The following is a 15197-nucleotide window of genomic DNA, read 5'->3' on the forward strand; positions in this document are numbered from 1 at the left end:
TTTTCTTTCGCAATGACTTAAAAATCAATCTTTGCACCAAAAACAAAATTCCTTTTGGCAGCAGGATTATAATAGCGGTTTCCGAATGCATTGATATCAAATCCTGATACATAATCTTCATTATAAAGATTCTGTATTTGCAGGAACAAATTTAATCTTGTCCTGTCAAGTTCAAAAGAAAATCTGAACTGTATATTTCCAACGAGGCTCGACTCCGACCATACGGAATTAGCATCGTTCAGCGGCATTTTTGAAGTATAAAAATGTGAATAATCAACAGATAGTTTTTTAAACAAAACAAAATTCAGCAGGCTGTTTACGGTTGTCCGCGGAACACCGGTCAGATCATTTCCGGAATAGTCTGCATCATTCTGGCGGTAATTTTCAAAGGTAAACCGGTAAAAGCTTCCTGATATCCTGAATTTAAAAAAGCTGAAAATATTATTTTTAAGGGTAAAACTTTTAGATTCTATAAAGAGTTCCAAACCTTTCTGAACAGTTTCCCCGGAATTGACGAAAAATTCCTGCCCTTCATCACTCTGACGTCTCACAATGGCATCTTTCATTCTGAAATCAAAATAATTACCTTCCACAAACAATGTATTTCCGAATTGCTTACGGATTCCAAATTCTTTATTCCATCCATATTCCGGTCTGAGATCTGCATTAAATTGCTGATCCGATGCACGTATCTCCTCATTCGTCGGTGCTGAATTGCCCTTACCTACTTTTGCTCGTACCGAAAAACCTTTAGCCAGAAGATAACTCAGTCCGAAATTCGGGAGCCATTGATTTTTAAAATGGATCTTCCCGTTTTCACTGCGTGGAAAAAATCTTTCCCAATCATAAGAGTTTGAATTCAGACTTAAAGAAATATCCGTAAAAAATTTTTCGTTAACATTTAATTTTTGGGAAATAAAATAAAATCCTGAAGTGTTTTTAATCTTATCAAAATTCTGCGGATTACCTTCCAATCCTTTATTATTATCAAAGTTTTTGATCAGAATATCATTAATTCCTCCTTCAAATCCAAAGCGATACGCCAATGAAATATGTTCCCAGTTTCTTTCATAATTGAAATGAGTACGCAGCGCAAAATTTTTCTCAAAACGGTTTTCAAAATTGGTGATAAACGGATTTTCAAAATCTACATAAGATCCCTGAATCAATATGAAATGTGAAAAACCCGGACTTAAATTATATTCATGCGAAACTCCGGCGAGTATTAATTTATTACGAATCCCGGCATTCTGATCTTTTGCACCGGGAAGTGTTTTTGTGGCGGGTCTTGCCTGCTTCCTGTTGAATTCCATTTGTTCTAAAGTGAGTCCGCCCGGCGTCTGGTAATCGAGATCAGCATATAACATTATTGCTTTCAATAGCCCTTTCTGAGAATACTGGAAATTATCTTTCAGGAAGATTTGTTTTCGTACGACTTTAGACTGTTCGCGATACGAGTCTGTCTGATAATAGTTCTGAAAAACCTCAACAAAATGTTTTCCCATTTGCTTTGAAAAATCAAAGCTTTGGTTAAATGTTCCGTAACTTCCCACCGCCAATTGAGCAGAGGTTCTGTCGGAATCTGATGTTTTTAAGAGCAGCGTTCCTCCTGTAACTGCACCATAATCACCGCTTTCAGGACCTTTGTAAATTTCAATTCTGTTGATGAGTTCGGGAGAGATCACATTGAAATAGGTATTTCCGGACGCATCAGAAAAGATAAAATCATCCAGATAAACCTTTACATTCCGGACTCCAAAGGGAGAACGAAGAGTACTTCCCCGCAGAGAAATCCTGTAACTTCCGGGTGAACGTTCCTCCATTCTTGCACCGGAAATCTGGTTGATGGATTCCAGCATTCTTTCCGGTGTATTCTGGTTGAGCAGATTTTCTGAAACTACCGACACAGATTTGGTGGAAGTGATAAAGGCAGCCGGTTTTTTATAAGCATCAATTCGTACTTCGGAGATCAGTGCTGCAGAATCTTTTTCCTGCGCTGATCCTAATGCTGCAAAAATAATGGATATAAAAATGTAGATTTTTTTCATTGTCTGTGAATAAGCAAAAATTATACAGTTTTCTCACTCATCACCGAACTATGGTACCCGAATGGAAAATTTTTACCATGCAATTTTTACATCAAGTACAAACAGAGTTGTTTGTAATAAAATACAATTGACATTGAATTTCCTCAGTTCATTTGAACTAAAATAACCTTTACGTTAAACAAATTAAGGCTTTAACCAAAATTCTAAAATAGATTTTGGCTAAAGCCGGGATGTTTTTGAACTTTGTAAATGGGCTAAAGCCCATCCCTATTGATATTCAATGGCTACTCAAAGGATTCACTATTCTTTTTTCTATCTTTAATCATCCATGAAACGATAAAATAAAATGCAATAGCAATGACCGTTGCCATAATTCCGGTTCCGATCCATAAGGTGGTAAAACCAAGTTTTTCAGCAATCAGCGTTCCCAGGTATGGTGTTACGATAAAGGCTATGGAGAAGGAAATGCCGTTTAGTCCCATATAAGCGCCTTTATTATTTTTTCCTGAACGTAATGCAGTAATGGTTGACATGAAAGGCAGCGCCCATATCTCTCCTACGCACAGCAAGCTCATGGAAAGAACGAGTGTAATCATACTGTGATCAAACCCCAGCATTGCGTAGGATATTCCACATATGAAAGTTCCCAGGAACATAGTTGCAGCAAGGCTGAAATATTTTTCGGCCACCTGTACCAGTCCCATTTCCAGCAAAACAACCAGAAATCCGCTGTAACCAAGAATATATCCTATATTTTGTTGACTGAGCTGAGCCGTATCTTTGTAAAAGATGGTCAGTGTACTGAACAGCTGGAAAAAACATATAGAAAACAGCATACAGAAGAAACAGTAAATTAAAAATTTACCATCGCAGTAGGGCGAATTTTCTTTTTTAATTTCAATTACTTCTTTTACTTTTTTAGCTTTCAGTCTGGCCAGTTTGTTTCGTTTTTTAAAAAAGACGATATACAGGATTCCTGCCAATAAAGCAGCCAAAGCATTGGTAAAAAACAGGAACTCGTATGAAATGCCCGATAAGATTCCACCTAAAGCAGGACCAATGGAAAATCCAAGATTAACAGCCATCCGGTTGAGTGAAAATGCCCGCGTTATTTTTTCAGGTTTTGCATATTTGGTGATGGCTACAGAGTTTGCCGGCCGGAAGGAATCGCTTACTATACTCTGAATTAAAATAATAGCCGCAACACCAACCTCTGTTTTGAAAACAGGAATAAGGCAAAACAAAGGAACACTGAGCAGTAAACTGAGATACTGTACTTTGTATTCCCCGATCTTGTCGGTGATAAATCCGCCAAGCCATGAGCCAATAACGGAACCGATTCCGAAAAAGCTGAGTACGATTCCGGTATTTTCTATACTGAAATGCAAATGATTGGTCATATAAACTCCAAGAAACGGAAGCACCATCGAGCCCGCGCGATTGATAAGCATTACCAGCGCCAGCATCCAGCTTTCCTTGGAAAGCCCTTTGAATGAGTTTGTATATAGATATATAAGTTTCACAATTTAAATATTTAATTTTTTCTCTAACAGGATTTTATCCTATTTTGTTTTAAGTTATCCCTTCGGGACTCTCACTATTTATAAAGAGTATTGATGCCATTCGTATTTTTAAAAATAAAAAAACAGGACTTAAAAAATTAAGCCCTGTTTCATTTATAATGATATAAATAAATTTTTACTCCGGCTTATAAGAGTCTTTTAATGTCACAGTTCTGTTGAAAACCAATTGGTCTTCTGTAGAATCCTGATCTTTCGTAAAGTAGCCAATTCTCTGGAATTGCAGAGGTTCTCCAACCGCAACATCTTTTAAACCTGGTTCAGCAAATCCCTGAACGGTTGTCACAGATTCCGGGTTGATAAAGTTTAAGAAATCTACATCCTTTTCTGCATCAGGCTGCTCTACTGTAAATAGTTTATCATAATTTCTGATCTCCACAGGAATGGCATGACTGGCAGATACCCAATGAATCGTTCCTTTTACTTTTCTTAAACTTTCTTCCGTTCCGCTTCCCGACTTTGATTTTTCGTCGTATGTTGCGTAGATGGTTGTGATATTTCCATTCTCATCCTTTTCCACTCTTTCACCTTTAATGATGTAAGCAGATTTTAAGCGGACTTCGCCACCCAGTTTCAGTCTGAAAAACTTATTATTGGCTTCTTCCTTAAAGTCTTCACGTTCAATATACAGCTCTCTGGAAAAAGGAATTTCTCTTGTTCCCGCATTTTCCTGCTCAGGATTATTTTCTGTTTCCAGCCATTCTTCTTTTCCTTCAGGATAGTTTTCAATGATCAGTTTTACAGGATCTACAACTGTCATGACACGTTTTGCGACTTTATTCAAGTCTTCACGAACGCAGAATTCCAATAGCTGAATTTCGATAAGGTTTTCTCTTTTAGCAACCCCTACTTTCTCAATAAAATTCCTGATGGCAGTAGCGGTGTAGCCTTTTCTTCTCATTCCGGAGATGGTAGGCATCCTCGGATCATCCCAGCCGTTCACTACTTTTTCGGCAATCAGTCTTTGCAGCTTTCTTTTGGAAGTGATCATGTAAGAAACATTCATCCTTGCAAATTCTCTCTGCTTATTTCTAACCTTAGTTTCATCATATACCTGATCTAAATACCAGTCATACAACGGCCTGTGGTTTTCAAATTCCAAAGAACATAAAGAATGCGAAATTTGCTCTATATAATCAGATTCACCGTGTGCCCAGTCATACATTGGATAGATTTTCCATGCAGTTCCTGTTCTGTGGTGAGGTCTTTTTAAGATTCTGTACATCACGGGATCACGCATGTTCATATTAGGCGATGTCATATCGATTTTTGCACGAAGAGACATTGAACCTTCTTCAAACTCTCCGTTTTTCATTCTTTCGAAAAGATCCAAAGACTCTTCAACGGGACGATTTCTGTATGGAGATTCTACCCCTGGTTCGGTAGGATTTTTTCGCTGTTCGGTAATCACTTCAGACGGTTGCTCATCTACATAAGCCTTGCCTTCTTTGATTAGCTGCACCGCCCAATCATAAAGCTGCTGGAAGTAATCGGAGGCGTACAAAACTTTATCCCATTTAAAACCTAACCATTCAACGTCTTTCATGATAGAATCTACGAATTCCTGCTCTTCTTTTTCAGGGTTCGTATCGTCGAAACGAAGGTTCACGGGAGCATTGTATTTTTCACCCAAACCAAAGTTGATGCAGATCGCTTTTGTATGACCTACATGCAGATAACCATTGGGCTCAGGCGGAAAACGGAAACGGATCTGATCATTTCTGAGTCCGTTTGCCAAATCATCTTCGATAATTTGCTCAATAAAATTGAGTGATTTTTTTTCTTCTTCCATTAAAATTCGCTTTAGAGTGCCATATATACGACAATTTGCAAATTTAGGAAAATTAAAAGTTTTATGGAAATTATAATTTAAAGTATAATTGGTTTTGCATCAGTATTTTTGTCTATCTTAGCCATGACTAAAACCATTACTTAGATTACCGTTTATCATGATTTCAAATATTCTAAATACCAAGGAAGCTTGTTGCTTTATTTACGCCCAATATCTATTTGTCAAGGTTTAAATTTGTAATATTTTAAGCATTTTCAATGTTAACAAAAATTACAATAGGCTCAATCTGCTATTAAACAAGCAATTAAACAGTTCTATGAAAAACATCACCTCAAAAAACAAAAATAGTACCATATTGTGGCACAGAGATTGTAAACGAATAAGCACACAGAACACTAAATAATATTATTATGAAAAAGGTTAAAGAAAAGTTTTCTTCATTTTTAGAATACCTCAAAAAGGCAATTTTCGTAGAAGATGTTATCTAGCTTAGGAATAAATCCTAAAGACAAAATGTTATCAGACATTTATAAAGGTTATTTATTTACTTTTTAAAGTATAATAATTCTCCTCTCAGATCAAGATCTGATTTGAAATTATTCACAAATAATGATCCGGTGCCCAAACCTTGTGGCATCGGATTTTTTTTGGTAAATGTGTATTGTGCAATGGCATTCAGCCCGATATTACTTTCCAGCGCGGAAGTAATCCACCAGTCGATATTTCTCTCTTCAGCAAGCGAAATCCATTCATCAGAACCGGAAAATCCTCCTATTAAAGAAGGTTTCAAAATAATATACTGCGGCTTTACCGTTTCAAGAAGTTTAATTTTTTCATTAAGATCAACAATACCGATCAGCTCTTCATCTAAAGCAATCGGAGTTGGGGTATCAGCACATAATTCAGCCATATCCTGCCAATTGCCGGCTTTTATAGGTTGTTCGATAGAGTGAATCTGCAGTTCTGCCAATCGTTGCAAAACAATTATAGCTTCATCTTTTGAAAAACCTCCGTTGGCATCCACCCGAAGCTCCAGCATTTCTTTTGAAAACTTCTGTCTTAATTTTTGAAGAATTTCGTATTCTGATTTCCAGTTGACACCGATTTTCAATTTAATACAATGAAAGCCTTTCTCCAGCTTATCCTGAATTTGTTCTTCCATATAATGAATATCGCCCATCCAGATCAAGCCGTTGATAACAATAGCTTTACCTCCTTCTGTAAATTCGCTTGGGAAATAAAGGTTGTTGCCATGTTTTAAATTGAGAACAGCCTGCTCATATCCAAACCAAATTGATGGAAATTCTTTTAATTCATCCTTTAAAAATTCAGAATCCTGATGAATATTTTCACAAAGCCACTGAAGCTTTTGTTCATAATCCGGCCTGTCATCAAAGCTCAGACCTCTGAAAACAGCACATTCCCCAATTCCTTTATTTCCATTTTCAGAAATTTCAAGAATGAAGGTTTCTTTTTCATGCAAAACGCCGCGAGATGTTCCACCCGGGCGCTTGAATTCTAACAAATATCTGAAATATTCTGCTTTCATTTATTTTACACTGTCAATTCTCATAAACTCCTCAGCCTTTTCTACCATATCGACACTTCCGCAGAAGAAAGGTATTCTCTGATGTAGCTCGGTAGGTTCAATTTCAAGAATTCTCCTGAATCCGTCGGTTGCTTTTCCTCCCGCCTGCTCTGCAAGAAACGCCATGGGATTGCATTCGTACAACAATCTTAATTTTCCGTTGGGAGACTGTGAGTAAGAAGGGTAAATGTAAATTCCACCCTTTAGCATATTTCTGTGGAAATCGGCAACCAAAGAACCAATATACCTCGATGTATAAGGCCGGTCACCTTCTTCCATCTGGCAATATTTAAGGTAATTTTTTACTCCCTGTGGGAATTTGATATAATTCCCTTCGTTGATAGAGTATATTTTTCCCGTTTTCGGGAAAGTCATATTCGGGTGAGAAAGATAATAGGTTCCTAAAGAAGGATCAAGCGTAAAACCGTTTACCCCGTTTCCTGTAGTATAAACAATCATTGTTGATGATCCGTAGATCACATATCCCGCTGCAATCTGGTTGATTCCTTTCTGTAAAAAGTCTTCCAGCTGAACCGGAGTTCCTGGTTCTGTAACCCTTCTGAAAATTGAAAAAATTGTTCCTACAGAAACATTAACATCAATATTCGAAGAACCGTCAAGGGGATCGATCAATACAACATATTTACTTAAATGACCATTTTCACCGCATTTTATGTCAATGAAATCATCGTTTTCCTCAGAGGCAATTCCGCAAACCACTTCTCTTTGAGATAAAGCAGTAATAAAAATTTCATTGGCAATGACATCAAGCTTCTGCTGTTCTTCACCCTGAATATTTTCATTTCCCGCTTTCCCGATAATATCTGCAATTCCCGCTTTGTTCACTTCCCTGTTTACCACTTTCGAAGCCAATCTTATTGCACTCAGAAGGCGAGAAAACTCACCTGTAGAATATTGGAAATCATCCTGCTTGTCAATAAGAAATTCTCCTAAAGTCTGTAATGGTTGATCTGACATATTTTTCTTTTTACGTTGTCTCCAAATTTCGTAAAATTTATCACATTTAAAAACAATTATTAAGAAAAGACCTTATCTACTGTTTATCAATACTATAGAATCCTATTTGTACGTTTTAGCCAGGACTTATCATAAAAAACCACTCCCGAATACCGAAGGATATCATAATAATCTTTCGGTAAAAATAATTTTAATGAAATCTTAAGCCAAACCCACCCCTGCACTCTTTCATATCTCGTTGTAAATTTATAATTTTGACACCCGTAAAATATTCCCACAAATTTTATCTAACAATTTTATTATTAACAATTTAATGAAAATTTTCAAGTTTGGTGGAGCATCGGTAAAAGATGCTGAAAGTGTAAAAAATGTATCCATGGTATTAAAAAGCCAGGGATTTTCAAAATGCCTGCTGGTAATTTCAGCAATGGGCAAAACGACGAATGAGTTGGAAAAAGTAGTGGAACTTTATTTCAAGAAAGATAACTTTCAAACTGAAATTGAAAAAATAAAACGAAAACACATTGAAATCGCGGAAGGACTATTCCCTGAAAATCATGCTGTTTTTGCGGAAATAAATCTGTTTTTCTATGATATCGATTCTTTTTTGAGAAGAAATAAATCTCCGAACTACAACTTTGTGTACGATCAGGTAGTGAGCTGCGGAGAAATGATTTCCACTAAAATTGTGAGTGAATATTTAAACGAGATTCAGTTTACCAATCAGTGGCTGGATGCGCGGGATTATATAAAAACCGACAATTCTTACCGCGAAGGTATTGTAGACTGGGCTAAAACAGAAGAATTTATTTCAAATCTCAACAAAGAAATATGCTATGTTACCCAAGGATTTATCGGTTCGGATGAAAATAATTTCACGGTAACTTTAGGAAGAGAAGGTTCAGATTACTCAGCAGCAATTTTCGCTTACTGCCTGAATGCCGACGCCATGACGATCTGGAAAGACGTTCCGGGAGTGATGACGGGAGATCCTAGAAAATTTAAAGATGTGACTCTGCTTTCGAATATTTCCTACGAAGAAGCCATTGAAATGGCCTATTACGGGGCGAGTGTTATTCACCCGAAAACGCTGCAGCCACTTCAGCAAAAAAATATTCCTTTCTATGTAAAATCTTTCATAGATCCTACCAAAGCAGGAACGAAAGTTGGCGCTTCAGATAAAAATCAAAGCGAAGAATCTTATATTTTAAAAGAACATCAGACCCTTCTGAAAATTTCAACGAGAGACTTTTCCTTCATTGCAGAAGATCATATGAGCTTAATTTTCGGATATTTATCCAAATATAAAATTAAAGTTTCCTTGATGCAGAATTCTGCTATTTCACTGGCTGTATGTCTTGAAGATAAATTTAATAATATAGATGAACTAAACGAAGAACTTCAGAAAGTATTCCGTACAGAAGTGGTAAAAAATGTATCTTTATTTACCGTAAGGAATGCGAAGATGGATCACATTGATCAATTTTACCAGGAAAAAAGTGTATTATTGGAGCAAATATCAAAGAATACACTTCAAATGGTAACACAATAAAACTAATTGCGACTAACCACACACATGAGTTTAATTTCGAAAAACGATTTAATAAAGGCTTCCGGCTTACATAAAATAGGATTTCTTAAAAATCCTGTAGCATCTGCTGTAATGAGCATTGCTAAAATAAATGAAGTAAATAAATTATATGATAAACTGAAAGACAAGGAAGGCAAAGACTTTTTCGATTCATTTGTGAGAGAGCGGAATTTAAGCTATATCGCTTTTGAAGAAGATTTAGCAAAAATCCCGAAAACAGGTCCCTTTATTTTGGTTTCCAACCATCCGCTTGGCGCCATTGACGGAATTCTGATGTGCAAAATCTTATCTGAAGTACGTCCGGATTTCAAGGTAATGGGTAATTTCCTTTTGGAAAAAATAAAGCCGATGGAACCTTATGTAATCTCTGTTAATCCTTTTGAAAACAGAAAAGAGGCTTACAGCAGCTCATCAGGCATGCGCGAAACACTGAAACACCTGCAAAACGGTGGCTGCATAGGAATTTTCCCGGCGGGAGAAGTTTCAAACAAGAATAATCCTTATGGGGAAATTTTAGATAAAGAATGGGAAAAACCCGCGCTTAAGCTCATAAGAATGGCCAAAGTTCCGGTAGTTCCTATGTATTTCCATGCCAAAAACAGCAGAATATTTTATCAGGTAGCCAAGCTTCATCCAAGTCTGCAAACCTTGATGCTTCCCGCAGAAATGATGAATGACAGAGAAAAACCTATCAGAATCAGAATTGGCAAACCTATCGCCGTAAAAGCGATGGATGATATGGAAAGTATTGAAGAGCTGGGCGATTTTCTCAAGCGTAAGGTTTATATGATGAAATCTTACTACGAAAAAAGAAAATCTCTTGCACAAAGCATTAATCTTAAGAATCTTTCGGTAAAATTCCCTTTACTGAAAGAAGAAAATATCGTTCAGAATATCATCGACGAAACCCCAAAAGAAGACATCCTCAAAGACATCAATAAACTGAAAGGTACTGATAAGATGTTTTTCAGCAATGGAAATTATGAGGTTTACTTCACCAAATATGAAGAAATCCCTTCGATCATGAGAGAAATCGGCCGCCAGAGAGAACTCACATTCCGGGCGGTGGGCGAAGGAAGCAACCTTCCTTTCGACTTGGATGAATATGATAAACAATACCATCACCTTTTTCTTTGGGACAATGCCGAAGAAAAACTCGTAGGAGCATACAGAATGGCATTAGGCAGAGAAGTAATGAAAAAATCCGGAATTAAAGGATTTTACACCAGTTCACTGTTTGAATTTGAGCAGGACATCCATCCATTCTTTAAAAAAGTGATCGAAATGGGGCGTGCTTATATCTGCCAGGAGTATCAGCAGAAGCCGCTTCCACTTTTTCTTCTTTGGAGAGGAATTATTCATGTGTGCCTGAGAAATCCGGATCATAAATTCCTTATGGGAGGAGTAAGTATTTCTAATAAATTTTCTGAGTTTTCCAAATCTCTGATGATTGAGTTTATGCGTTCAAATTATTACGATTCTGCTGTAGCTCAATACATTACTCCAAGAAATGAATATAAGGTAAAACTAAGGGACAGAGATAAAAATCTTTTCTTTGATGAGATGGAGTCTGATCTTAATAAATTAGATAAAATCATTGACGATCTTGAACCTGAGCTGAGACTACCGGTTTTAATTAAAAAATATATCAAACAAAACGCAAAAGTTATTGCTTTCAATGTGGATCCTAACTTCAATGATGCGATCGACGGATTAATGTACATCAGAATAAGTGATCTTCCTGAAAGTACGATTAAGCCTGTATTGGAAGAAATGAGTGAAAAGATCCGTAAGGAACAGGAAAATAATTCGGTTGAAAATCAGTAGGTTTTAAGTTTTGTTAAAAAAAGTATTGTTAATACTTGCTTCATATATCAAAACTTCTTACTTTTGCATCACTTTAAAACAACGAAGTAAAAAGAATGGTTTCTTAGCTCAGTTGGTAGAGCAATGGATTGAAAATCCATGTGTCCCTGGTTCGATTCCTGGAGAAACCACAAAAAACCACCTGTAAAAAGGTGGTTTTCTTTTCAAATTTGTTTTTTAGACTTGCAGAGTCTAATAATTGTTATTAGTTTTGCACCACTTCAAAAAAAAGTATTCAATGGTTTCTTAGCTCAGTTGGTAGAGCAATGGATTGAAAATCCATGTGTCCCTGGTTCGATTCCTGGAGAAACCACTTAAAGTCATCTCACATGAGGTGACTTTTTTGTTACTTCATACCAATTAATTCACAATAACCGCACTTCATTTACGTTGAAATTAAGTATATTCGCTTTTTAATTTTTATTGAAAAATGAAGAAGATTGTCTCCGTTTTATTTTTATTGTCCACTATCACAATATTCGCCCAGGAAGCTATTCAATTTCAGGATCTGCCCTTTAAAGATCTGATTGCGAAAGCAAAAAAAGAAAACAAAATTTTGTTTATTGATGCTTATACTTCGTGGTGTGGCCCATGCAAAATGATGGAAAGGAATATTTTCACTAAAAAGACAGTAGGAGATTATTATAATTCCAATTTTGTGAATGCGAGATTTGACATGGAAAAAGGTGAAGGAAGAGAAATTGCTGCAAAATACGGCGTACGATCCTACCCTACTTATCTTTTTCTGAATGGCGACGGAGAACTTGTTTCACAAAATTATGGTTACATGGAAGAAAGTATGTTCATCTCCATGGCGCAGAATATCAATTCACCAAATAACAAGAAAGGTTCTTTAAAAGAACGTTTCGAAAAGGGTGAAAAAGACCCTGAATTCCTGATCAATATTATGAGGCTGAACTCGTCTTCAGATTTTGATTTCGCAAAAAAAGCTTCAGAAAGATATTTTGAAAATAAAGAAAAAACATCCGAGTTGACAAAAGACGACATCGGACTTTTATTATTTTTTCTGAAATCTTCCGAAGACAAAAATTATAAAGTTTTTACCCAAAGAAAAGCTGAGATCATCAAATTTCTACCCGAGGAAACTTATCGTGAATTCGACAATCAGATCAGGCTGGGAAAAATCGTTGAGCAATCCATCGACAGACAAAATAAAAGAATTAATGACGATTATTTCATGAAGCTCGCCGAACCAATTGTAGGGAAACATGATGCAGAAGTTAAGCTCAACCAGACCAAACTCAGCTATTACGAGCAAAATGCAAATTTCCCGGAATATGAAAAAGCAGCGCTTGTTTATTATAAAAATTCTGAAGTTTTTGAGCCTAATGAATTGCTAAAAGCCGCATGGATTTTTTCTGAAAACGTCACCAATCCTGCTTCTCTCAAAAAAGCAACAGAATGGGCAGAAAAATCTGTCATGCGTGGAGAAACCTCAGAAAACACTTATATTCTTGCCAAACTATACTTCCTGACAGGAAACAAAGATCAGGCAAAAGACTTTGCCGAGATGTCGAAGAATATTGCTATTAAGGCACAGAAAGACTCTACTTTAGCGGATACATTATTAAAGCAAATCAATACAAAATGATAAAAATTAAATTCATTACAGGATTACTTACTTTATTTCTATTAGGAAATTTAAATGCTCAGGAACTTGAACAGAGCCATGAAACGAGCGTTTACATAAAAGGTAATGCACTTCTTATTCCTATTGGAATCGTTAATTTAGGCCTTGAACACCAGCTTACCAAAAAAGTTACGGTACAGGGAGATGTTCTGATATCACCATGGAAATCATTTGCAGGACATGAACTGCAGTATTACTCTGTGTCGGCGGAAGGCAGATATTATTTTAATGAAGCTTTTAAACACTGGTATGTAGGAGCCAATATTGCGGCTTCATCGTTTGTATTGCAAAAGTGGAATTATTGGTCTGATGGACCTTATTACAATGATTTTGGAGAAGTTTTTGTCACTTCAAATCTCTACCAGAAAGGATATTCCGTAATATTTGGCATAACAGGCGGATATCAGTTTAAAGTTTCCGACAGGTGGAATATTGATGTTTACGCAGCTATCGGGACATCACAGGATTTCTATAAAGGATACGACAGAACTACAGGAGAACGATACGACAGAAAAGACAATAAATTCAACAGAAGTGGTGAAATTCTACCTTACAGAGGAGGTATCATGATTTCTTATAAATTAAAATAAATCCAATGAAGCTATTCGGAAAAAATCACCTGATTATATGTGTTATTACCTTTGCCATTCTTTTCCTGATGAATTATCTTGGAAACAATGAAGCAGATAAACTGCAAAGAGCTTTAATGATTGGAGCAGCAGGCGTAATAGGCTTATCAATCGGACTACTCATCATGAACAAAGGTAAGAATGATAAAACTCCGCCGCATGATTTTGATTAAGGACAAATGAATGGTAAATTCACTAAAACTCGTGAATTTCTCAAAATTGACTGGCAAAGCAAAATTGACGATTGACCACTCACCTATTTTACTCTTCGTAAACAATATACTTCCTTCTGATTTTCTCAAATCTTTCTAACGCCGGTTTCCATGATGCTTTAATCTCGGAAATGGATTTTCCGGCAACGATCTGTTTCCTCAGCTCGTCATTACCGGCTAAAGTATCGAACCAGAAATTTTTACCCGCAGCAGGTTTCAGAAAAAAGTCAAGGTCAGGGTTCTTATAGTTTTTATAGGCTTTGATCACCCATTCCAAATGTAATGATCTTAAATCTTCAGGATATTTTGAAAGATTTTCTCCAAAACACAGTTTTCCGTTTAAGAAAGGATCTTTTGCTCCGAAATTAGGTTTGGGTGTAAACTGATAGGGTAAATCTTTTGTCCAGGGAGAACCGTAGATCTGAAAAGGCAAATCCGTTCCTCTTCCGACAGAAACCTGAGTGCCTTCAAAAAAACATAAGCTCGGATAGAGATTGATCGATTTGTCATTGGGTAAATTGGGTGAAGGTTTTTCTAAAATTGGATATCTTAACTTTTTATGATAGTTTTTCATCGGAATCAACGTGTACTTTGCCTGAACTTTATTTTCCAGCCACTTTTCTCCGTTTACCATTTTACCATATTCTCCAATCGTTAGTCCATACACTACAGGTACTTCATGCATTCCCACAAAACTCGTCCATTTTTTGTTCAAAACAGGGCCGTCTGTGTAGCCGTCGTGAGGATTCGGTCGGTCAAACACCATCACTTCAACATTATTTTCCGCAGCAGCTTCCATCAGATAAGTCAATGTAGAAATGTAAGTATAAAAGCGAACACCTACATCCTGAATATCAAAAACCACAATATCAATTCCTTTTAATTGTTCAGGTTTTGGCTTTTTATTATTGCCATACAGAGAAATAATAGGAATCCCGGTTTTTACATCTATTCCGTTTTTCACTTTTTCACCAGCATCTGCATCACCTCTGAAGCCATGCTCAGGAGCGAAGATCGATTTAATTTTAATTCCTTTTTTCGCCAAAAAATCAACCACATGCGTTCTGTCGCTCATTAATCCAGTCTGATTGGTAACAACGCCGATAGTTTTCCCCTTCAGCAAAGGCAAATATACTTCCGGCTGATCGGCACCTGTCCTAAAACCGCCTGGAGCTTGAGTCTGAGAATAATATTGTTGGAATACTCCTAAAAAAATTAGGCAAATAAGAAGTAAATTTTTAATTTTGAAATCTAAATTCATA

The 15197-nt window shown here is 36.5% G+C and carries 11 protein-coding genes and 2 tRNA genes; 7 read left to right on the forward strand and 6 right to left on the reverse strand.

All coding sequences use genetic code 11. From position 1 onward, the window contains the following. Positions 1–17 precede the first annotated feature (17 nt). From ACWNCI_RS09840 to fbp, 5 genes are all read right to left on the reverse strand, one after another. Entirely contained in the window at positions 18–2048 is a 2031-nt protein-coding gene (locus ACWNCI_RS09840) for a TonB-dependent receptor (protein ID WP_449388161.1), read from the reverse strand. Positions 2049–2332: 284 nt separating this feature from the next. Beyond that, positions 2333–3514, reverse strand: a complete 1182-nt coding sequence (locus ACWNCI_RS09845; RefSeq protein ID WP_449389490.1) for an MFS transporter — start codon at positions 3512–3514, stop codon at positions 2333–2335. A gap of 232 nt (positions 3515–3746) precedes the next feature. Then, entirely contained in the window at positions 3747–5420 is a 1674-nt protein-coding gene (locus ACWNCI_RS09850) for a glutamine--tRNA ligase/YqeY domain fusion protein (protein ID WP_449388162.1), read from the reverse strand. A 544-nt stretch (positions 5421–5964) separates the two neighbouring features. Continuing rightward, complete coding sequence (gene menC, locus ACWNCI_RS09855) at positions 5965–6969, reverse strand: o-succinylbenzoate synthase (protein ID WP_449388163.1); 1005 nt, start codon at positions 6967–6969, stop codon at positions 5965–5967. After that, positions 6970–7986, reverse strand: coding sequence for a class 1 fructose-bisphosphatase (fbp, locus tag ACWNCI_RS09860; protein ID WP_449388164.1), 1017 nt, complete (start codon positions 7984–7986; stop codon positions 6970–6972). It lies immediately after the preceding gene. Positions 7987–8299: 313 nt separating this feature from the next. Here fbp and ACWNCI_RS09865 point away from each other — a divergent pair, with 313 nt between their 5' ends. From ACWNCI_RS09865 to ACWNCI_RS09895, 7 genes are all read left to right on the forward strand, one after another. Beyond that, positions 8300–9538: an aspartate kinase gene (locus tag ACWNCI_RS09865; protein ID WP_449388165.1), complete on the forward strand. Its 1239-nt coding sequence runs from the start codon at positions 8300–8302 to the stop codon at positions 9536–9538. A 24-nt stretch (positions 9539–9562) separates the two neighbouring features. After that, positions 9563–11404, forward strand: a complete 1842-nt coding sequence (locus ACWNCI_RS09870; protein ID WP_449388166.1) for a lysophospholipid acyltransferase family protein — start codon at positions 9563–9565, stop codon at positions 11402–11404. A gap of 97 nt (positions 11405–11501) precedes the next feature. Further along, positions 11502–11574: transfer RNA gene (locus ACWNCI_RS09875), tRNA-Phe, on the forward strand. 109 nt (positions 11575–11683) lie between these two features. After that, positions 11684–11756 (forward strand) — tRNA-Phe (locus tag ACWNCI_RS09880). A gap of 117 nt (positions 11757–11873) precedes the next feature. Further along, positions 11874–13055: a thioredoxin family protein gene (locus ACWNCI_RS09885; RefSeq protein WP_449388167.1), complete on the forward strand. Its 1182-nt coding sequence runs from the start codon at positions 11874–11876 to the stop codon at positions 13053–13055. Further along, the gene (locus ACWNCI_RS09890) at positions 13052–13684 is read left to right on the forward strand and encodes a DUF3575 domain-containing protein (RefSeq protein WP_449388168.1); all 633 of its coding nucleotides are present in this window, start codon (positions 13052–13054) and stop codon (positions 13682–13684) included. Before ACWNCI_RS09885 ends, ACWNCI_RS09890 begins: the two co-directional genes overlap by 4 nt. A gap of 5 nt (positions 13685–13689) precedes the next feature. Then, entirely contained in the window at positions 13690–13896 is a 207-nt protein-coding gene (locus ACWNCI_RS09895; protein WP_346984480.1) for a hypothetical protein, read from the forward strand. An 88-nt stretch (positions 13897–13984) separates the two neighbouring features. On the opposite strand, the gene ACWNCI_RS09900 is transcribed toward ACWNCI_RS09895, so the two are convergent. Further along, positions 13985–15196, reverse strand: coding sequence for an exo-beta-N-acetylmuramidase NamZ family protein (locus ACWNCI_RS09900; protein WP_449388169.1), 1212 nt, complete (start codon positions 15194–15196; stop codon positions 13985–13987). Position 15197: the final 1 nt, after the last annotated feature.

The sequence above is a fragment of the Chryseobacterium lineare genome, assembly GCF_977014045.1.

Coding starts and splice junctions, on each gene's coding strand:
- ACWNCI_RS09840 (WP_449388161.1), bottom strand. CDS start 2,048: ATGAAAAAAATCTACATTTTTATATCCATTATTTTTGCAGCATTAGGA.
- ACWNCI_RS09845 (WP_449389490.1), bottom strand. CDS start 3,514: ATGCTGGCGCTGGTAATGCTTATCAATCGCGCGGGCTCGATGGTGCTT.
- ACWNCI_RS09850 (WP_449388162.1), bottom strand. CDS start 5,420: ATGGAAGAAGAAAAAAAATCACTCAATTTTATTGAGCAAATTATCGAA.
- menC (WP_449388163.1), bottom strand. CDS start 6,969: ATGAAAGCAGAATATTTCAGATATTTGTTAGAATTCAAGCGCCCGGGT.
- fbp (WP_449388164.1), bottom strand. CDS start 7,986: ATGTCAGATCAACCATTACAGACTTTAGGAGAATTTCTTATTGACAAG.
- ACWNCI_RS09865 (WP_449388165.1), top strand. CDS start 8,300: ATGAAAATTTTCAAGTTTGGTGGAGCATCGGTAAAAGATGCTGAAAGT.
- ACWNCI_RS09870 (WP_449388166.1), top strand. CDS start 9,563: ATGAGTTTAATTTCGAAAAACGATTTAATAAAGGCTTCCGGCTTACAT.
- ACWNCI_RS09885 (WP_449388167.1), top strand. CDS start 11,874: ATGAAGAAGATTGTCTCCGTTTTATTTTTATTGTCCACTATCACAATA.
- ACWNCI_RS09890 (WP_449388168.1), top strand. CDS start 13,052: ATGATAAAAATTAAATTCATTACAGGATTACTTACTTTATTTCTATTA.
- ACWNCI_RS09895 (WP_346984480.1), top strand. CDS start 13,690: ATGAAGCTATTCGGAAAAAATCACCTGATTATATGTGTTATTACCTTT.
- ACWNCI_RS09900 (WP_449388169.1), bottom strand. CDS start 15,196: ATGAATTTAGATTTCAAAATTAAAAATTTACTTCTTATTTGCCTAATT.